This window comes from Kitasatospora setae KM-6054 (assembly GCF_000269985.1).
Classification (GTDB): domain Bacteria; phylum Actinomycetota; class Actinomycetes; order Streptomycetales; family Streptomycetaceae; genus Kitasatospora; species Kitasatospora setae.
Genome location: NC_016109.1, coordinates 1,443,979 through 1,463,665, shown reverse-complemented (window position 1 = coordinate 1,463,665; position 19,687 = coordinate 1,443,979). Strand labels below are relative to the sequence as shown.

The window sequence follows — 19,687 nt, the reverse complement described above, 5'->3', positions numbered from 1 at the left end:
CCCGGCGGCGTCGGGCCGGGGTAGGGGGTCGGGCCGCTAGGCGGCGGGGGTGAAGGTCCAGCGTTGGGCCGGTGTGGTGTTGCAGTTGTAGAGCTGGATGCGGGTGCCGTTGGCGGTGTTGGCGTTGGTGACGTCGACGCACCGGCCGGAGGCCGGGTTGTAGAGGGAGCCGTCGCCGACCGGGATGAAGAGCTGGTTGGCGGCCGGGCCGTTGGCGGGGCAGGGCCAGTACTCGAGCGGCGTTCCGTTGCCGGTTCCGCCGCCGATCGCGTCGAGGCAGCCGCCGAGGACGCGGATGGTGCCGTCGGGTCGGATGGACCACTTCTGGCCGGGCAGGTTCGGGTCGCAGTCCCAGAGCTGGACGGCGGTGCCGTTGGCGGCTGTTCCTCCGGCGAGGTCGAGGCACTTGCCGTTGTTCGGTGCGCTGAGGGTGATGGCGCGGGCCTCGGAGCTCCAGGGGTCGGTGGCCCGGGGAAGTGCGGTGACGTCGCTGATGCCGCCCTTGAACGGGGAGTTGGGTGCGCCGTTGTACTTGTAGCGGCCGAGGGTCAGCGGCCCGTTGATGCCGGACTTCTGCGTGTGGTAGCCGGTGGAGGCGAGGGCGCCGTTGACGTAGAGGGACATGATGCCGCTGCTCGCGTTGTAGCTGGCGGTGATCTTGTCCCAGCGTCCGATTCGGTAGAACCCCGCGGACGTCACGCCGAGGTTGGTGAGGTCGTAGCTCCAGCCGGAGTCGGTGGTGCTCAAGCCGAAGTACCAGCGGCCGTCGGAATCGGGCCACACGATGAACCCACTGGTGTTGGCGCCGTCGGAGCTCAGGGACACGCCCTGGGCGGCGTCGGGCTTGATCCAGGCACTGACGGTGAAGGAGTTGCCGGTGTCGATGTTCGCGCCCGGCGCGGTGATCGATCCGTTGCCGGTGAACGTCGCGACGTTGCCGGTGGTGGTGCCGACGGTGGCCTGGCCGAAGGTGACGGTGCCGGTGATCTGGCCGGGGTGCTGGTTGGTGGTGTCGGCCGCGGTGGTGCTGCCGGCGGGGTCGTTGAGCGGCCAGTGGCCGGTCGGGGTGCGCAGGTCGGCCAGCGGGATCACGGAGTTGAAGCCGGTGACGTTGCCCGGGGTGCCGGTGCCGGTCCACACGACGAGCTTGCCGGTGGTGTCGAGCGCCCACAGGTCGGGGATGCCGTCGCCGGTGAGGTCGCCGTCGGAGGAGACGGTGGGGTAGGCGCCGGTGGTGGCGGACGGTGCGCCGGTGATGGTTCCGGCGGCGGGATCGGCGAGGGCGGAGTAGTCGGGGGTGCCGTCCGCCTTGCGGGTGACGCTGTAGGAGTGGAGGCTTCCGTCGGCCTTGCTCCTCGCCCACAGGGTGGGGATCGTGCGGGTGTAGGTGGTGCCGCCGGCGGTGGCGGTGGTGCTCTGTCCGCTGGCCTGGCCTGGGGCGATCAGGTCGTAGCTGTTCCAGTTGGTGCTGGTGGAGAGCTGCTGTGCGTAGGCGAGGTCTCCGCCGAAGTTCGGGGTGTAGAGCCAGAGGCTGCCGTTCTCGACGGCCAGCAGCGTGGTCTGGGTGGCCATCACGGTGGCGGAGGGGTTGCCCGGCTTGGGGCCGGGGCCCTCGCCGGTCGGGGTGCCGAAGGCGAGAACCTGGCTGGTGTTCGACCAGTCTCCGGCGGTGTAGCCGGCGGGGCAGGCGATGGTGGTCTTCGCCGCGTTCTTGCAGGTGCTGGGTTTGGTCAGGGCCGACTGCGTGCCGTCGAAGTGGCCGGCGCCGTCGTTGGTGGCCTTGAAGAGCGAGGCGGCCAGGTCGGAGCCGGGTTTGACGCTGTGGACGATCACGTCGTCGACGGTGCCACTGGTTCCCAGGCTGCCGCGGTGGGTGATCTGGTAGTCCTTCCAGGTGGTTCCCGGGTAGCCGGGGTCCTGTCCGAAGGGAGCGCTGATCCCGGCCGCGGCGGGCGAGCCTGCCGGGTCGTTCTTGGCGTTGACCATGCGCAGATTGCCGGCGGCGTCCGGCGTCAGGAGGTCGGGGCGGGCGTCGCCGGTGGTGTCGCCGAACAGGGGCTTGCTGTCCTTGTTCCAGGGGGCGTAGAAGCTGTACGCGACCGGCTGGGTGTAGTTCCCGGCGTTGTCCTGGGCCTGGACGTAGACGATGTTGGTGCCCCAGCGGCTCAGTCCGGGGACGTAGGAGAAGGAGCCGGTGTAGTTGTTGGTGCCGGCGACCTGGGTGGCGGGGACGATGCCCGCACCCTGGCCGTCGGTGCAGTGCCAGCCGGTCACGGCGGCCTGGGCGGGGTCAGCGGTCCACCGGAAGCAGCCGATGCCGGAGGCGCTTCCGGTGGCCGGGGCGGGGTCGGTGCCGGTGACGGTGAAGGCGCCGCCGGTGGTGTCACCGGCGAAGTGGGCCGGGTTGTTGTTCGGGGTCCCGGAGGGCGGCCAGTCGGCGGAGGCCACGCTGATGCCGGGCGGGGTCTTGTCGACCCGGAAGTAGCACCACGGGGTCTCGCTGGAGCCCAGGCCGGTGTCGGGTGAGGCGTAGTCGAAGGCGTTGGCGGTCCAGCCGTACTGGTGGCCGTCGGTCAGTGAGCCGATTCCCACGCTGACGCCGTTCGGGTTCCAGCTTCCGGTCCACCCCGAGTCCAGTACTTGGCCCCAACTGCTGTTGTTGTCGTCCCAGATGCGGAAGACGGTGTGCAGGTTGAGGTTGGCGGGTGACCAGCTGGACGTGACCAGGGAGACGTTCTGGTTGGCGCCGACCCACGCGGGGTTGTCCCACGGGTGCGCTCCGCCGGTGGTGCAGCTGTAGGGGGTGTTGGTGTTCGCGAAGCCGGGGGTGGGCGCCGTGTGAGCGCCCCAGATGCTCGGTGTGATGTCGTACGTGGTCGTGATGTGCGGGTTGTTGGACAGGCGGTGCCGGTAGGCGGGGTTGGTCTCGCTGTCCGGGATGATGGCGACGGTCCAGTTGCCCCAGTTGCCGGAGACGGCTTGGCGCATCGTGCTGGTCACGTCGTAGCTGATCGGTCCGGTGCCGGTGATCGAGAACGAGTCGCCGACCTTGGAGCAGCCCGACAGGCTGCCGTTGCAGGGCTGGTTCCCCCACGTGGTATCGGTCGAGATGGTGCCGGACACCGAGTAGAGGCCGAGCGGGGACGAGGCGCCGGGATTGGAGGCGGCGGTCGCCTGGCCGTAGAACGTCGAGCCGTAGATGGTCGGGGGCTGCGGCGCGCCCGTGGGCTTGGTGCCGAGGATCGGGTTGATGCCGATCTGGTAGTAGACCCGGTAGCGGCCGTAGCCGGTGCAGTTGTCGTAGCCGCAGTAGCCGGTGGCCGGGTCGGGGTTGCTCATGTTGATGCCGGTGGTGTCCGGGTGGTTCTCCTGAGCCTGTGCGGACAGGGTCGTGCCGCTGTCCGCGTTGACGCTCGGGTCGATGTACCAGGGGCCGGTGCCCTTGCCGATGATGTCCTCACCCACCGTCAGGTCGAGTGAGGTGGCGGTGAGTTGGGTGGCGATCGGAGCGACCTTGGCCCCTCCCCGGGAGCGATGGGGGTGGATCCGCCGGCCGGTGTGCCGCTGTCCTGGGGCGCCGCGAGCATGGACCTGGTGTTCACTGCGGTGCCGCCACGGGTGGGGGAGGCGGGCAGGGAGGAGTCCCACTGGAAGGGAGTGGGGCCGTGCAGACGGACCTTGCCGGCGGAGTCCTTGAAGGAGAGGTTGCCGGCCGCGTCGGTGGAGGCGGTCAGGCCGTTGCCCGAGAGCGGGAAGTGCAGCGTCCGCAGCGCCGGATCGGCCGCGGCCGCCGCGGTCTTGACGATGATGACGTCGCGCCAGCCGCCCTGGGGCAGCGCGGTGACCTGGAGGTCCACGTCGGCGAGGACGTTCGCGTAGGTCGCGGTCGCGCCGGAGACCGTGGGCTTGGGCAGGGCGAAGGGCGCGCCGACGGACAGGTGCTTGCTGTCGTCCGTGGTCAGGACGGCCATCGCCCCGCTGCCGCCGCCGGACAGCTTCAGGCCCAGCCGGGAGACCGCGGGGCTGAGCGAGCCGTCGGCGTTGACGTGCAGGGTCGGGTCCAGGTCGGCCCAGCCGGAGCCCTGCTTCAGCCGCGTGGGCAGCGCGTTGTCGGTGGTCGACAGGGTGCCGTCGGGGTTGGCGAGCGTCCTGGAGGTCTCGGTGGTCATCGCCTCGACGACCACCGGCTGGTTGGTCGACTTCGCCTTGGCGCGCGCGTCGACGATGGCCTGGGCCTCGGTGGACAGCGCCGGGGGAGTGCCCTGGACGGGCAGGTCGGTGCGCAGTGGCACGGGGGCGGTGCTGTCGGCGGCCTGTGCGGCGGGGGCGATCAGCATGCCGACGGTCAGGGCGGTTGCTGCGGAGAGTGAGACGGCGCGAGCCGCGAGCGTCCCGGAACCGGGCCTCCGGGTCCGAGAATGCGGTGTGCGCGGTATGTGGGACATGTGGTGGTTCGGGTTCCCTCCCTGTCGGCCCGCCCTACCGGGCGGGCGTTCGAGTGGGAACGATGCGTGGCCGACCTACGGAGGGTCAAGCCGGTTGGCGGGGCTGTGCGGGCATGTCCGAATTGGTCTCGTCCACTTGGTCAAGGAAGTACAAAGCCTCGTGGATTTGAGCCGGTTGGGGCTGTCGGAGTCGATCATCGTTCGTCTAGGGTCCGTTGCGTTTCGGATCGCGAGGGAGGCGGTCCGAACTTGACGACGCGTTGAACCGCGCTTGGGGAGTGGGCTGTGGGGGCTTGGCGTACGCGCACGCCGTTGGGACGATGGCTGTGGGGCCGGCACCGCGTGCTGGGGACAGCGGCCGCGCTCGCGGTCATGATGTCCATGGCGGCGGTGCCGTCCGCCGAGGCACTGGCCGCGAAGCGGGCACGCGACACCATCTGGACGCCGCCCAACACCCCGCTGGGCAGCCAGACCAAGTCCGTCGACGGCGAGAACCTCGTCCCGGGCCGCCTGCCCGGCCCCCTGGAGCCGGAACCGGCCGACTGGACACCCGGCGGACCGGCATCCGTGCCCGCTCCGGGCAGCGCGGACGTCACCCTCGGCTTCGACTCCGCGGAGGCCGCCGCCGCCCGCAAGGCCACCGGCGGCGCCGCCCCCGCCTCCGACGGCGCGGCCCTCCGCGCGGGCTCCCTCCCCGTCGTCATCGGCGCGGCGAAGGACGCCAAGAGCGGCGCCCACCGGATCCGCGTCGAGCTCGTGGACCAGGCCAAGAGCCGTGCCGCACACCTCGACAGCCCGCTGATCGCACTCACCGACACCGAGCCGGACACCCCGCCCTCCGGTCGGACCACGAAGGTGTCCCTCGACCTGAAGGGCATCGGCGCCCAGACCTGGGCGGACCGCGCGCGACTCGTCGCCCTGCCCGCCTGCGCCCTGGAGACGCCCGACAGGCCCGAGTGCCAGCAGCAGACCCCCGTGCAGAGCTCCGTCGACCTGCGCTCCGGACTGCTGACGGCCGAGGTCATTCTGCCCGCCGCCACCGAGGGCACCGCCCCGCCCACCAAGAGCTCCCTCGGCTCGGGCACCGCCTCCGGCGTCGTCCAGGCCGGCCTCACCACGGCGGCGCCCGCCAAGGCCGCGCCCACGGTGCTCGCCGCGACCGCCGGCGCGTCCGGCTCGGGCGGCAGCTTCTCGGCGACCTCGCTGTCGCCCTCCGCGGCCTGGGGCGCCGGCTCCAACGTCGGCAACTTCACCTACTCGTACCCGATCCAGACGCCTCCCTCGCTCGGCGGGACCGCCCCCTCCGTGGGCCTCGGGTACGACTCGTCCGCCGTCGACGGGAAGACCTCCGCGCAGAACTCCCAGTCCTCCTGGCTCGGCGAGGGCTGGGGCTACGAGGCCGGGTTCATCGAGCGCGGCTACAAGTCCTGCAACACGGCCGGCATCGCGAACTCCTCGGACATGTGCTGGGGCGGGCAGAACGCCACCCTCTCGCTGGCCGGCCACTCCGGCACCCTGGTGCGCGACGACACCACCGGCGTCTGGCACCTGCAGAGCGACGACGGCACGAAGATCGAACAGCTCACCGGCGCGCCCAACGGCCTGCAGAACGGCGAGCACTGGCGGATCACCACGACCGACGGCACGCAGTTCTACTTCGGCCGCAACCACCTGCCCGGCGGCGACGGCACCGACCCGGCGAGCAACTCCGCCTTCAAGGAACCGGTGTACTCGCCCAAGAGCGGCGACCCCTGCTACAACTCCTCCACCGCCACCGGCTCCTGGTGCACGATGGGCTGGCGCTGGAACCTCGACTACGCCGTCGACGTCCACGGCAACCTGATCACCTACACCTACGCCCAGGAGACCAACTACTACAGCCGAGGCGCCGGCCAGAACAGCGGCAGCGGCACCCTGACCGACTACACCCGCGCCGGCTACCTCACCCAGATCGCCTACGGCCAGCGCCTGAGCGAGCAGGTCACCGCCAAGGGCGCGGCCAAGGCCGCTGCCCTCATCACCTTCACCGCCGCGGAACGCTGCGTCCCGTCCGGCTCGATCACCTGCACCGAGGCACAGCGCACGACCGCGAACGCCTCGTACTGGCCGGACACCCCGCTCGACCAGGTCTGCGCCTCCACCGGCACCTGCACCCGGGCCGGCCCGACGTTCTTCACCACCAAGCGCCTCGCCTCCCTCACCACCCAGGTCCTGGTCTCCGGCGCCTACCGCACCGTCGACACCTGGACGCTCACCCATTCCTTCAAGGACCCGGGCGACGGCAACGCCAAGTCGCTGTGGCTCGACTCGATCCAGCGCACCGGCACCAACGGGCAGACCGCGGTCACCATGCCGCCCGTCACCTTCACGGCGGTGATGAAGCCGAACCGGGTGGACGGGGACCTCACCCTCAAGGACGGCACCAAGGTCACCGTCACCCCGTTCAACCGGCCCCGCCTCCAGCAGGTCACCACGGAGACCGGCGGCCAGATCAACGTCGTCTACACCACCTCCTCCGACGCCGCGCACCCCGCCTGCTCGCGCCTGGCCGGCACCATGCCCGCCGCGGCGGACGGCAACACCCTCGCCTGCGCCCCCGTCAAGTGGTACCTGCCCGGATCCAGCTCCCCGGACCCGGTCGACGACTGGTTCAACAAGTACCTGATCAGCGCCGTCACCGAACAGGACGCGATCAGCGGCACCACCCTGATCAAGGCCACCAACTACACCTACAACGGCGACGCCGCCTGGCACCGCAACGACGCCGAGTTCACCGACGCCAAGACCCGCACCTGGGACGGCTTCCGCGGCTACCAGTCCGTCACCAGCACCACCGGCAGCGCCTACCCGGGCGAGGCCCCCAGGACCCAGCAGACCGCGACCTACCTGCGCGGCATGGACGGCGACGTCAAGGCCGACGGCTCCACCCGCAGCGTCCAGGTCGCCAACCCGCTCGGCGGCCCGGCCCTCACCGACAGCCCGTGGCTGGCCGGCTCCAGCTTCGCCACCCAGACCTACGACCAGGCCGGCGGCACCGTCATCTCCGCCAACGGCTCCGTCGCCGGCGGCCAGCAGGTCACCGCCACCCACGCCCAGAGCGGCGGCATGCCGGCCCTGGTCGCCCGCTACCCCGCCTCCCAGGTCACCACCACCTCCAAGTCCAAGCTCTCCGACGGGACCTGGCGCACCAACACCACCGTCAGCACCAGCGACCCCGCGCACGCCAACCGCCCCCTCAGCAGCGACGACAAGGGCGACGGCACCCCCGGCGCCGAACTGTGCAGCACCAACGGCTACGCCACCGGCACCAACCCGATGATGCTGAACATCCTCGCCGAGCGGACGGTCACCAAGGGCGCCTGCGGCACCCCCGTGACCTCGGCCAACACCGTCTCCTCCGCCCGCACCCTCTACGACGGCAAGCCCTACGGCCAGGCCGGCGACCTCGCCGAGTCCACCAGCGCCCTGACCCTGGACCACTACGACACCGGCGGCAACCCCGTCTACGTCCACACCGCCGCCTCCACCTTCGACGCCTACGGCCGGCTTACCAGCGTCAGCGAGGCCAACGGCGCCACCTACGACGCCGCGGGCAACCAGCTCACCGCGCCCAACCTCACCCCCGCCACCACCCGCACCGCCTACACCCCGGCCACCGGCGCCATCGCCACCACCGTCACCCAGACCACGCCCACCGGCTGGACCACCACCCTCACCCAGGACCCGGGCCGCGCCGAAGCTCTGGTCTCCACCGACGCCAACGGCCGCGCCACCACCCAGCAGTACGACGGCCTCGGCCGCCTGACCGCCGCCTGGTCACCGGAGCGCGCGACCAACCTCACCCCCAGCCAGAAGTTCTCCTACGCGGTCAACGGCACCACCGGCCCCTCCGTCGTCACCTCCCAGTGGCTCAAGGAAGCCGGCGGCTACGCGTACAAGAACGAGCTGTACGACGGCCTCGGCCGCCTGCGCCAGGTCCAGCGCACCAGCGACACCTACTCCGGGCGGCTGATCACCGACACCGTCTACGACTCGCACGGCTGGCCCGTCAAGACCGCCAGCCCGTACTACGAGAAGACCACCGCGCCCAACAGCACCGTCTACCTGCCGCAGGACTCCCAGGTGCCCGCCCAGACCTGGGTCACCTTCGACGGCATCGGCCGGACCACCCGCTCCGCGTTCGTCTCCTACGGACAGCAGCAGTGGGCCACCACCACCGCCTACCCCGGCGCCGACCGCACCGACGTCACCCCGCCCAACGGCAAATACCCGACCAGCACCTTCACCGACGGCCGCAACCAGGTCAGCGCCCTGTGGCAGTACCGCACCGCCACCCCCACCGGCAACCCGGCCGACGCGACCGTCACCACCTACACCTACGACGCCGCCAACCGGCCCGCCACCCGCAAGGACGCCGCCGGGAACACCTGGAGCTACGGCTACGACCTGCGCGGCCGCCAGACCACCGTCACCGACCCCGACACCGGCACCACCACCACCGCCTACGACGTCAACTCGCGCGCCGTCTCCACCACCGACGGCAAGGGCAACACCCTCGTCGTCAGCTACGACCTGATCGGCCGCAAGACCGGCCTCTACCAGGGCAGCATCGCCCCGGCCAACCAGCTCGCCGGCTGGACGTACGACACCCTGCCGGGCGGAAAGGGCAAGCCCACCTCCTCCACCCGCTACGTCGGGGGCGCCGGCGGCTCGGCCTACACCCAGGCCGTCACCGGCTACGACGCCGGCTACCGGCCCACCGGCACCTCGGTGACGATCCCCGCCAGCGAAGGCAAGCTCGCCGGTACCTACACCACCGGCCTGACGTACAACCCGGTCCTCGGCACGCTCAAGCAGACCGACCTGCCGGCCATCGGCGCGGCGCCCGCCGAGAGCGTCATGTACACCTACAACATCTCCGGCGTCCTGCAGAAGTCCTACAGCGACACCTACTACGTCTACGACGTGCAGTACGACGCCTTCGGCCGCCCGGTCCGCACGACCACCGGCGACGCCGGAACCCAGGTCGTCTCCACCCAGCTCGACAAGACCGACTACACCTACAACCAGGCCGGCGACGTCACCTCGGTCACCGACGTCCAGAACGGCACCGCCACCGACGCCCAGTGCTTCACCTACGACCACCTCGGGCGCCTCACCCAGGCCTGGACCGACACCGCGGGCTCCACCAGCACCACCAGCGGCACCTGGACCGACACCTCCGGCACCGTCCACAACAGCGGCTCCTCCCAGTCCGTCCCCGCACTCGGCGCCTGCGCCAACGCCAACGGCCCCGCCAGCACCGGCAGCCCCGCCAAGCTCTCCGTCGGCGGCCCCTCCCCGTACTGGCAGAGCTACGGCTACGACAGCACCGGCAACCGCACCACCCTCGTCCAGCACGACACCACCGGCAACACCACCAAGGACACCACCACCACCCAGACCTTCGGCCCCGCCGGATCGGTCAACACCGCCACCGGCGCCCCCAACACCGGCGGCGGCACCGGCGGCCCGCACGCCCTGCTCACCAGCAGCACCACCGGACCCACCGGGACCCAGGTCACCAGCTACCAGTACGACCAGCTCGGCAACACCACCGCGGTCACCGAGACGTCCGGAACCACCACCCTCGCCTGGAACGGCGAGGACAAGCTCGCCTCCGTCACCAAGACCGGCCAGGCCCAGGCCACCAGCTACCTCTACGACGCCGACGGCAACCAGCTCATCCGCCGCAACCCCGGCAAGACCACCCTCAACCTCGGCAGCGACGAGGTCACCCTCGACACCGCCGCCAACTCCCTCACCGACACCCGCTACTACAGCGCCCCCGGCGGCATCAGCATCGCCCGCACCACCGGACCCACCGGCGCAAGCGCCCTCGCCTACCAGGCCTCCGACCCCCACGGCACCGCCAACGTCCAGATCAACGTCGACGCCGCCCAGACCACCACCCGCCGCCCCACCGACCCCTTCGGCAACCCCCGCGGCACCCAGCCCGCCCCCAACACCTGGGCCGGCGACAAGGGCTTCGTCGGCGGCACCAAGGACGACACCACCGGACTCACCAACCTCGGCGCCCGCGAATACCAACCCACCACCGGCCGCTTCCTCAACCCCGACCCACTCCTCGACGCCGGCAACCCCCAGCAGTGGAACGGCTACGCCTACAGCGACAACGACCCCGTCAACAGCTCCGACCCCAGCGGACTCATCACCAACGCCCTGGCCGACGGCGACACCTACGTCGCCCGCCCCGCCGCCTTCTGCGTCACCATGTCGTGCGTCGAGCAGACCAGCGGCCCCGGTTTCTGGGAGGACAAGCGCGTCGGTGACGCCGTCTTCGCCGCCGTCGTCCAGGCCACCACGCAGAGCAACGGCAACGGGTCATCCCAGACCAAGAAAGAGAAGGGCATCTGGGGCCAGGCCTGGGACTGGACCAAGAAGAACGGCGGCGCCATCCTCGGAGCGCTGGTAGAGGGAGCGGTCTTCAGCACATGCTTCATCGGAGCTGGATTCGCCGCACCTGCAACGGGAGGAATCACCGTCATCGCCGGTGCTGCGGCCTGCGGGGCTGTGGCCGGCGAGGCAGGGGCACTGACCACCAATATCCTCACCCCAGATGCCGACCACTCCGTCGACGGCATCACCAACGACATGGTCGTTGGTGAAATCACCGGGGCGGCTGTCAGCGCAGCGAGCGAGGGCGCAAGCTCCCTCGCCAAGCCGGCGGTCCGCAAACTCCTGGGCATGGAAGCCGAGGAAGGACTCGAGGCAGCAGGCCGCGCCGCCACCGGACCTTGCAACAGTTTCCCGGCCGGCGTCACCGTCCTCCTCGCCGACGGCACCACCAAGCCCATCGAACAGATCGCCCAGGGCGACCAGGTAACCGCCACCGACCCGCAGACAGGCACCACCCAGGCAGAACCCGTCACCGACACGATCATCGGCCACGACGACACGGAATTCACCGACCTCACCCTCACCAACGACGCAGACCCCCGCGCCCCGCCCAGCGAGATCACCTCCACCACCCACCACCCCTACTGGAACGCCACCACCAGCCGCTGGACCGATGCCGGCGACCTCAAGCCCGGCGACCACGTCCGCACCCCCGACGGCACCGAACTGACCGTCAACACCGTCTACAGCTACACCACACAACCCCGGACCGCGCGCAACCTCACCGTCGCAGACCTCCACACGTACTATGTGCTCGCTGGAAATACGCCGGTCCTAGTGCATAACACCGGCCCGGGATGTGGTGAGCCGGGATTCGTTAGTGACGCTGCTAATTCTCTCTCGGGCAGGCGCATCACCACGGGACAAATATTTGATGCGAGCGGGAATCCGATCGGGCCTGAGATCACGAGCGGCGGCGGCAGTCTGGCAGATAGGGCGCAGAGTTATCTTGCCGACTCCCCTAATATTCGAAATCTGCCCGCTAAGGCGAGATATGCGTCGGCTGACCACGTTGAGGCGCAATATGCAGTGTGGATGCGAGAAAATGGAGTGACCGACGCCAGTGTGGTCATCAATCAAAACTATGTATGTGGGCTGCCCCTAGGCTGCCAGGCGGCGGTGCCCGCTATCCTCCCTCGCGGCTCGACCATGACGGTATGGTATCCAGGGTCAGGAAGTCCCATCGTATTGCGGGGAGTGGGTTAACCGTGATCCTTAACGCCGTGATTCACGGTAGGTATTACTATGCCGAAACATGGTCGGAGATGTCGGAGCTGATCACTGAGGTCATCGAAAACCTCAAGCCTGAAGATGCTGGATCGCCATGGATCAGCCCTGGCGAGCAGGCATGCTTCATGTTTGCTGATGGGCGCCACACTGCAGACACTCGCACTTGGTGGCCAGATAACTATCTGTACGTCTCGGTGAACTCCTCGACGGGTTACGGCGGACTTACTTGGTTTGTCGGGGAAGAGCGCGCCGTTGAAGCGAATGGGATTTCAGACTATGTCTGGGTGTCCGACAACCCGGCGCCGCCAGCTTTTGATCCGCGCGTCGTGTCTGATCCTGGATTTCCGCTCTTCTATGCCCCTGGGAGTACTCTGCCTGTTTCGCAAGTGCGCGGGGCTTTGGAGGAATTCTGTCGAACTGGTACAGGCGATCGCCCCGAGAGTATTCAATGGGTTTGTGGGGAAACGAATGGGCAGCGAGTCGATTACGACTCGTAGTCACCCTTTTGTGCTCGATATAGAATACCTCCACCGGGTGAAAGTGAAAGTCTCGGCAGCGCCTGAAATTTGCTAGAGTTGTCTGCATCGAATTAGCGCGCACGAGACGTTAATGGCTTCCCCTGAAGGCGCCAAGAGGCCCCGCCGGTTGTGTTTCCGGTGGGGCCTCTGGTGTGTCTGACGGCAGTAGTTGACGGCAACGTCAGCGGACGGGTGCTGCACAAAGCGGTGGGTCGCCGTCGCCGTCGGTCTGACTGGTGGCCTCCGAGGGCTTGTGGAGGGTGCGGCCGAGGAGGTCGATGGCGTCGCGCTGGAGGCGGAGGTGGACGTGGGCGTACACCGTCGCTGTGACGCCGATGTGGGCGTGACCCAACAGCTCCATGGTGACGACGAGTTCGACGCCCTGTTCCAGGAGGAGGGTTGCGGTCGAGTGCCTCAGGTTGTGCAACCGGATCGCCTGGAGGTGGGCGCGGCGGGGGTGTGCGTTGAAGTTGCAGGTGAGGGTGGCGGGTTCGATGGGGTAGCCGTCCGGGCGGGTGAAGACGAGGCCGTTGTCCGCCCACTCTGCGCCGGCTTGTTGCTTCTCGCGGGCTTGCCGGTCACGGTGCGCGTGGAGTGAGGCGAGGCAGGCGGACTGGAGGGTGAGGCGGCGTTCCGAGTGGATGGTCTTGGTCGGCCGGGTGGTGAAGCCGCCGCTGTGGGGGCGCTGGAGCGTGCGGCGGATGTTGGCGGCCCCGGCGTCAAGGTCGAGGTCGTTCTCCCCGCGTGTGCGGGGGCTGCCTTGGTGGATGAGGGTGCGTGGTGCGGTGCCCAGGTTTTCCCAAGGCGGCGAGTTACTCTCGGGCTTCGGTCTCATCATGCTTCTGCCGGGGCCACGAACGTCGCCCCGAACATCGCCACCACGTGCTGCGCCCCGAGCCCGACCGTCCGCCCCCACGACAGCCGCTCGTCCGGCCGCACCACCGCCCCGGGCCGGCCTGCGGACGCCTGCGGAGCGGCCCGAACCGCCGGCCCGGGCCGGCGCGGAATTTCTGCTGCTCCTCCCGTGCGGCGGGTGACGGTCAGTGGCCGGGCTGCCGGGCGGGTTCGACGGTGACCTTGAGGTGCTTCATGATCGGCTGGTCGCTCTGGGTGGAGTAGTCGCCGATCGCGCACAGCACGTTCATCTCCGGCATGTAGCCGGCCGCGCAGCCGCGCGGGATGTCGTAGGGGACGGCGAGGTAGCCGTTGAGGGAGCGGGTGGAGCCGTCGCGGGCGGTGGCGGTGATGTCGACCGGGTCGAACCGGGCGACGCCGCGTTCGCGCATGTCGTCGGGGTTCATGAAGACCAGGGTGCGCAGGTTCTTGACGCCCCGGTAGCGGTCGTCGTCGGAGTAGATGGTGGTGTTCCACTGGTCGTGGGAGCGCATCGTGCCCAGGGCCAGGGTGCCGGGGGCGGGGACGACGTCGGGCAGCGGGGCGGCGGAGAACTCGGCCTTGCCGGAGGGGGTGAGGAAGACGAGTTCGCGGGCGGGCTGCTTGATCCGGAAGCCCAGCGGCAGGCGCACCCGGCGGTTGAAGTCCTCGAAGCCGTCCAGGACCTTCGCCATGGTGTCGCGGATGCGGTCGTAGTCCTCGACGTACCACTGCCAGGGGGTGGCGCTGTCCGGCAGCGCGGCGGCGGCCAGGCCGGCGATGATCGCCGGTTCGGAGAGCAGGTGCGGGGAGGCGGGGCGCTTCATGCCCTTGGAGAGGTGGACCATGCTCATCGAGTCCTCGACCGAGGTCTGCTGCTCGCCGCCGCGCTGCGCGTCCTTCTCGGTGCGGCCCAGGCAGGGCAGGATCAGGGCGCGGCGGCCGTGCACCAGGTGGCTGCGGTTCAGCTTGGTGGAGACGTGCACGGTCAGTTCGCAGGTGCGCAGGCCCGCGTAGGTGTAGGCGGTGTCGGGGGCGGCGAGGGCGAAGTTGCCGCCCATGCCGACGAACACCTTGACCTCGCCGCGGTTCATCGCCTCGATGGTGGCGACGGTGTCCTTGCCGTGCGCGCGCGGCGGGTCGATCCCGCAGACCTCGGCGAGCCGGTCGAGGAACTCGGGGGCGGGGCGGTGGTCGATGCCGCAGGTGCGGTTGCCCTGGACGTTGGAGTGCCCGCGCACCGGCGACGGCCCCGCGCCCTCGCGGCCCAGGTTGCCGCGCAGCAGCAGGAGGTTGACGATCTCGCGGACGGTGTCCACGCCGTGCTCGTGCTGGGTGACGCCCAGGCACCAGCTGATGATGCTGCGGTCGGCGTCCCGGTACACCCGGGCGGCGCGCAGGATCTGCTCGCGGTCGACCCCGCTCTGCCGCTCGATCTCCTCCCACGGGGTCTTCTCCACCAGGTCCCGGTACTCGGCGAATCCGGTGGTGTGCCGCTCGATGAACAGTTCGTCCAGCGCCTTCGGGTCGTGCGCCGACTGCTCCAGGACCGCCTTGGCCATGCCGCGCAGCAGGGCCATGTCGCCGCCGATCCGCGGCTGGACGTTCAGGGTGCTGGTCGCGGTCGCCTTGTTGAGCGCCATGTCGACGAAGTCGTGCGGGATGATCGTGCGGCGGGCGGCGGCCTCGACCAGCGGGTTGACGTGGACGATCTGCGCGCCGCGCTTGTGCGCCTCGGCGAGGGCGGTGAGCATCCGCGGGGCGTTGGAGGCGGCGTTGACGCCGAGGATGAACAGGGCGTCGGCGCTCTCCCAGTCCTTGAGGTCGACGGTGCCCTTGCCGGTGCCCAGGGCGGCCTGCATGGCGCGGCCGCTGGCCTCGTGGCACATGTTCGAGCAGTCGGGCAGGTTGTTGGTGCCCAGCTCACGGGCCATCAACTGGTAGAGGAACGTGGCCTCGTTGCCGAGCCGGCCGGAGGTGTAGAACGCGCCCTGGTTCGGGTCGTCCAGTTCCCGCAGGGCCTGTCCGACCAGTTCGAAGGCGTCCTTCCAGGAGATCGGGACGTAGTGGTCGGTGCCGGGGTCGTAGGCCATCGGCTCGGTGAGTCGGCCCTGGTCCTCCAGCGCGAAGTCGCTCCACCGCTCCAGTTCGGTGACGGTGTGGGCCGCGAAGAAGGCGCGGTCGACGCGCTTGCGGGTCATCTCCCAGGTGACGTGCTTGATGCCGTTCTCGCACAGGTCGAGCTTGAGGCCCTTGATGTCGTCCGGCCAGGCGCACCCGGGGCAGTCGAAGCCCCCGTTCTCGTGGTTCATCTTCAGGATCGCGCGCGGCCCGTCCACCCATTCGCCCTCCCGGGCCAGGAACTTCGTGACGCTCTTCGCCGCGCCCCAGCCGGCCGCCGGGTGGTGGTAGGGGGCGAACGACGGCGGCCCCGAGGGCGGCGCGCCGACGCCCGGCTCCACTCCGTCGGGCCCGGTCCCCGGGTTGTCGGCAGCGTTCACGGCACTCACCTTCCGCAGTCGGACAGCAGTCGAACAGGGTGGACGCCACGGTACGGCGTCCGCTCGTGGGTTCCCCCGGTTTCCGGTCCCCCTCCAGGAAACCGCCTGTCCGGGCGGCGCGCCTTCCGGAGGGCCGCAGGACGTACCGGGCGGTCAGCGTTCCCGGGCGGAGCACGGGCACGGCCGGGCGGTGGGCCCGTCCAGGACCAGGCACGCCCCCGCCAGGACGGTGGCGTGCAGGCCGCACGGCCCGCCCGCGGCGGCCTCGGGCGGGCAGCAGCCGCGCACCACGTCGCCCGGTTCGATCCCGGCTCCGGCGGTGGCGTCGGCGTAGGCCCGGGCGCGCAGCGTGCCGTGGTCGTGCGCCACTGGCGCGCCCGGTCCGGTGGCGTGGTGCAGGACGGCGGGGTCGTCGTCGGCGCGGTAGACGACCTCCGCGCGCAGCGGCCAGAACGCCAGCTGGTCCAGGAAGTCCGGGCCGACGGCGATCCGCACCGCCACGTCCCCGTCCTCCTCCTGACCTTCCCCGCGGCCCGTGGCGAAGAGCACCTCGGCCCCGTGCGCCCCGGTGCCGGCCCGCCCGCCGGGCAGCAGGACCGCCACCGCGCCCAGCCGCAGCACCCCGTAGAGCAGGACGGGCAGCGCGGTGCCCGGCGCGAGCGCCAGCGCCACCCGGTCGCCCGCCCGGACGCCGTGGGCGCGCAGCCCGCCGGCCACCCGGCCGGAGAACTCGTCCAGGTCGGCGTAGGACAGCAGTTCGCCGTCCGACCGCAGCGCCGGGCGCAGCGGGTACTGCCCGGCGGTGTCCTGGAGGTTGGTGGCGAGGTTCCCCATGGCTCCCGTGTCCTTGTCCTTCGCGGCGGTGTCCTCCGCAGGTGTCGATCCTCGCCCGGTCCGGGGCCGCGGGCCCATGGCGGCGCGGACAGTGTTCGCTGTCCCCGCGGACAACGGCCCGCCGCCGGACCGGCGGCCCTCCCCGTTCCACCCGGCCGGCCGGCCCCGGTGGCCTAGGCTCGGGCCGTGCACGGCGCAACGACGACAACACAGTCCCCGCTCACCGGGGTGGTACAGGCCCTCGAAGCACGGCTGGAGGACATCGTCGCGGCGATGGCCGACCTGACCGTCCGGGAGATCCCCTTCTACCGGGGCCCCACGGTCAGCCGGGAGGCGCTCTGCACCGGACTGCGCGGAAGCGCCGTCTTCCTCCTCACCCACCTCGCGGACCGCGGCGCGGCCCCCTACGACGTGTCGGCCCCCACCGCGACGGGCCGCACCCGCGCCCTGCAGGGCGCGCCGCTCGCGGACGTGCTGCGGGTCTACCGGCTCGGCTTCGCGTTCTTCTGGGAGCAACTCCTCGCCGAGTCCCGCACCTTCGGCGAGGACGCCACCCAGGCCCTGCTGGCCGCCGCCTCCCGGATCTGGGTCCTGGCCGACGCCTACTCGACCGCGCTCACCGACTCCTACCGGGAAGCCGCCGCCGAACGGATGGTGGAGGCCGACCGGCGGCGCTCCGCCCTCGTCGCCGCCCTGCTCGACGGGCCAGGCACCGACGGCGAGGAGGTGTGGGAGACCGCCCGCCTGCTGGGCTTCCCCCCGCAGGGCCGGTTCCTCGTCGCCGTCGCCGAGACCACCAGCCCCGGCGAGCCGCCACTGCCCGGACTCCAGCACCGCCTGCACGCCCTCGACACCGGCACCGCCTGGCGCGCCCGGTCGGGCTGCGAGATCGGCATCCTGTCCCTGCCCGCCCACGCGCAGGAGGCCCCCGTCCTCGACGCCCTGCGGGCCACCGCGACCGGCCGGGTCGGACTCAGCCCGCTCTACCGCTCCCTCGACCACACCCGCCGCTGCCTGCGCTACGCCCAGGTCGCCCTGGACTCCCTGCCGCCCGGCCGGGCCGGCCTGCGCCAACTCGACGACACCCCGCTCACCGACCTGGTCCTGGCCAACCTCGACAGCACCCGGCGCGCCGTCAACCGCGTCCTGGGCGGCCTGCTGTGCCTGCCCGACAACGACCGCACCACCCTGCTCGCCACCGCCCGGGCCTGGCTGGGCGCCCACGGCTCCGCCACCGACGCCGCCGCCGCGCTGTACTGCCACCCCAACACCGTCCGCTACCGCCTGCGCCGCCTGGAGGAACACCTGCGCGGCTCCCTCGAGGACCCCCTCGTCGTCGGCGAACTCGCCGTCGCCCTCGACGCCCTCGGCGCCTTCCCCACCCTCCTGCACGACCACCAGGCCCTCCCCGGGAGCTCCTGGGCCGACGGTCAGTAGGTGAAGCCGACCTGTCGGCCGGTGGTGCTGTTCCTGATCTTCGGGGCCGGGCTTCCGGCGGGAAAGTCCTGGAAACAGACGAAGTACTGGGCGCCCTTGGTCAGACGCACGGCGATCCGGGTCTCCTCGCGTACCTGGGTCGAGCGCACCGCCAGGCCGGTCCAGGCCACGGCCTTGTCCGCCGGGTACAGGACGGTGCTGCCGGTTCCGTCCTTGAGCCACAGGTAGAGATCGACGGACGCGGGCCGGTCCGCCTGGATGTAGGCGATCATGTAGACGTCGTCGCCCGCCCGCCGGTAGCAGACGTCGACCATGGTGTGGGGCGTGTAGCCCTGTACCGGCCCCCGGCACTGTTCACCGGTGGGACCCGGCGCGACGGCAGGCTCCGGGCCGGGACCGCGGGAGGGCCCTCCCGCGGTGGGGGAACCGGCCGGAGCGGGAGGAGGGGCGCCGCCGTGCGACAGCCCGTCCGCGGACTCCTGGCCGGGGCGGGTGTTTCCGGGGCCGTTCCTGTCCGTTCCGAGTAGCAGCACGGCGGCAACGGTGACGGCCACGACGACGACGGTGGCGAGGATCATCCAGGCAGGGCCTTTGACGACCGCCCTGACTCCCCACCAAGGGGCGTGGAAATCCGCGACGGCCTCCCGGCCGCGGTTCCTCCCGCTGCCGGGAGGGGGCTGTTGAGCCGTCCCGGGCCCTTCCGGAGCCGGTGCCTCGGGCGCCGGCCGCGAGGACTCGGCGCGACTCGCGCGCGACAGGCAGTCAGAAGCCTTCCGCCAGGCGGCTTTCAGGTGTTCGCGCTTCTCGGGAGGGTGCTGGGAGGCGAGCCGGGGGACGGAGCCCAGGTAGCTGACGAGAACGTCGAGCTGGTCCTTCGACGGCAGCGTCGTCCCGTTGAGGATGCGGCCCCAGGTGCTGGAAGCCCCCGGAACGTCCGGGCGGGTCCTGTCCCTGTGCGCGGCGATGGAGCGGGGATTGAGGTCCTTCAGTCCCCGCAGTGCTTCGGTCCAGTCCCGGACGTCGTCCGGAACCGGTGACGGGATTTTGCGACCTTCGCCCCTGCGGCCGGCCATCTTCCTCCTTCTCGGCAAGCCCTGAACTGCCCCACACGCTCCACACGCGGCACGGGCGCCGTGTGGAGCGTGTGGAGCGGAGACGGACGGCGGAAGCCTACCGATGCCCCTCGCCGCGGTGAGAACCTTGCGGCATCGGCGCTCGCCGACAGTTCCTCACCCGATGCCCGCCCCGGGCTCCTTCGCCCTGCCCGAGGCGGCACCACCGGCCACCGACGACGCCCACAACGGATGTGACGGCCGGTCACACCGTCGGTGCGTCAGGCAGGTCACCGACCCCTACGCCTTCACCCGGTCCGACCGCCGCCAACCTTTCC

The 19,687-nt window shown here is 70.7% G+C and carries 9 protein-coding genes; 3 read left to right on the top strand and 6 right to left on the bottom strand.

Annotated features, from left to right (window positions below):
* Positions 1–36: 36 nt before the first annotated feature.
* Together KSE_RS06350 and KSE_RS06345 are read right to left on the bottom strand one after the other, a co-directional pair.
* Positions 37–3,465, bottom strand: a complete 3,429-nt coding sequence (locus KSE_RS06350; protein WP_014134457.1) for a ricin-type beta-trefoil lectin domain protein — start codon at positions 3,463–3,465, stop codon at positions 37–39.
* 2 nt (positions 3,466–3,467) lie between these two features.
* Positions 3,468–4,337 (bottom strand): hypothetical protein, encoded by an 870-nt coding sequence (locus KSE_RS06345; protein ID WP_014134456.1) that lies wholly within the window; start codon positions 4,335–4,337, stop codon positions 3,468–3,470.
* Positions 4,338–4,787: 450 nt separating this feature from the next.
* On the opposite strand from KSE_RS06345, the gene KSE_RS45670 reads away from it, so the two are divergent.
* Entirely contained in the window at positions 4,788–12,110 is a 7,323-nt protein-coding gene (locus KSE_RS45670; RefSeq protein WP_148283070.1) for a DddA-like double-stranded DNA deaminase toxin, read from the top strand.
* Between the two features lie 2 nt (positions 12,111–12,112).
* A complete protein-coding gene (locus KSE_RS39740; RefSeq protein WP_231873129.1) occupies positions 12,113–12,631 on the top strand; it encodes an Imm1 family immunity protein in 519 nt (172 codons plus the stop codon).
* 202 nt (positions 12,632–12,833) lie between these two features.
* Here KSE_RS39740 and KSE_RS06335 read toward each other — a convergent pair whose 3' ends face one another.
* From KSE_RS06335 to KSE_RS06325, 3 genes are all read right to left on the bottom strand, one after another.
* Positions 12,834–13,490: a tyrosine-type recombinase/integrase gene (locus KSE_RS06335; protein WP_081539334.1), complete on the bottom strand. Its 657-nt coding sequence runs from the start codon at positions 13,488–13,490 to the stop codon at positions 12,834–12,836.
* 202 nt (positions 13,491–13,692) lie between these two features.
* On the bottom strand, positions 13,693–15,987 hold the full coding sequence (locus KSE_RS06330) for an FdhF/YdeP family oxidoreductase (RefSeq protein ID WP_014134452.1): 2,295 nt from the start codon (positions 15,985–15,987) through the stop codon (positions 13,693–13,695).
* Between the two features lie 192 nt (positions 15,988–16,179).
* Complete coding sequence (locus KSE_RS06325; protein WP_014134451.1) at positions 16,180–16,860, bottom strand: AMP-binding protein; 681 nt, start codon at positions 16,858–16,860, stop codon at positions 16,180–16,182.
* Between the two features lie 186 nt (positions 16,861–17,046).
* On the opposite strand from KSE_RS06325, the gene KSE_RS06320 reads away from it, so the two are divergent.
* The gene (locus KSE_RS06320; RefSeq protein WP_051055114.1) at positions 17,047–18,297 is read left to right on the top strand and encodes a PucR family transcriptional regulator; all 1,251 of its coding nucleotides are present in this window, start codon (positions 17,047–17,049) and stop codon (positions 18,295–18,297) included.
* On the opposite strand, the gene KSE_RS41985 is transcribed toward KSE_RS06320, so the two are convergent.
* The gene (locus tag KSE_RS41985) at positions 18,291–19,370 is read right to left on the bottom strand and encodes a hypothetical protein (protein WP_148283069.1); all 1,080 of its coding nucleotides are present in this window, start codon (positions 19,368–19,370) and stop codon (positions 18,291–18,293) included. The two genes, KSE_RS06320 and KSE_RS41985, sit on opposite strands and share 7 nt — an antisense overlap.
* Positions 19,371–19,687: the final 317 nt, after the last annotated feature.

What these genes read in the sequence shown, in the direction of transcription:
- KSE_RS06345 (WP_014134456.1), bottom strand. Translation starts at nt 4,337, where the DNA reads ATGCTGATCGCCCCCGCCGCACAGGCCGCCGACAGCACCGCCCCCGTG.
- KSE_RS06335 (WP_081539334.1), bottom strand. Translation starts at nt 13,490, where the DNA reads ATGATGAGACCGAAGCCCGAGAGTAACTCGCCGCCTTGGGAAAACCTG.
- KSE_RS06325 (WP_014134451.1), bottom strand. Translation starts at nt 16,860, where the DNA reads ATGGGGAACCTCGCCACCAACCTCCAGGACACCGCCGGGCAGTACCCG.
- KSE_RS41985 (WP_148283069.1), bottom strand. Translation starts at nt 19,370, where the DNA reads ATGGCCGGCCGCAGGGGCGAAGGTCGCAAAATCCCGTCACCGGTTCCG.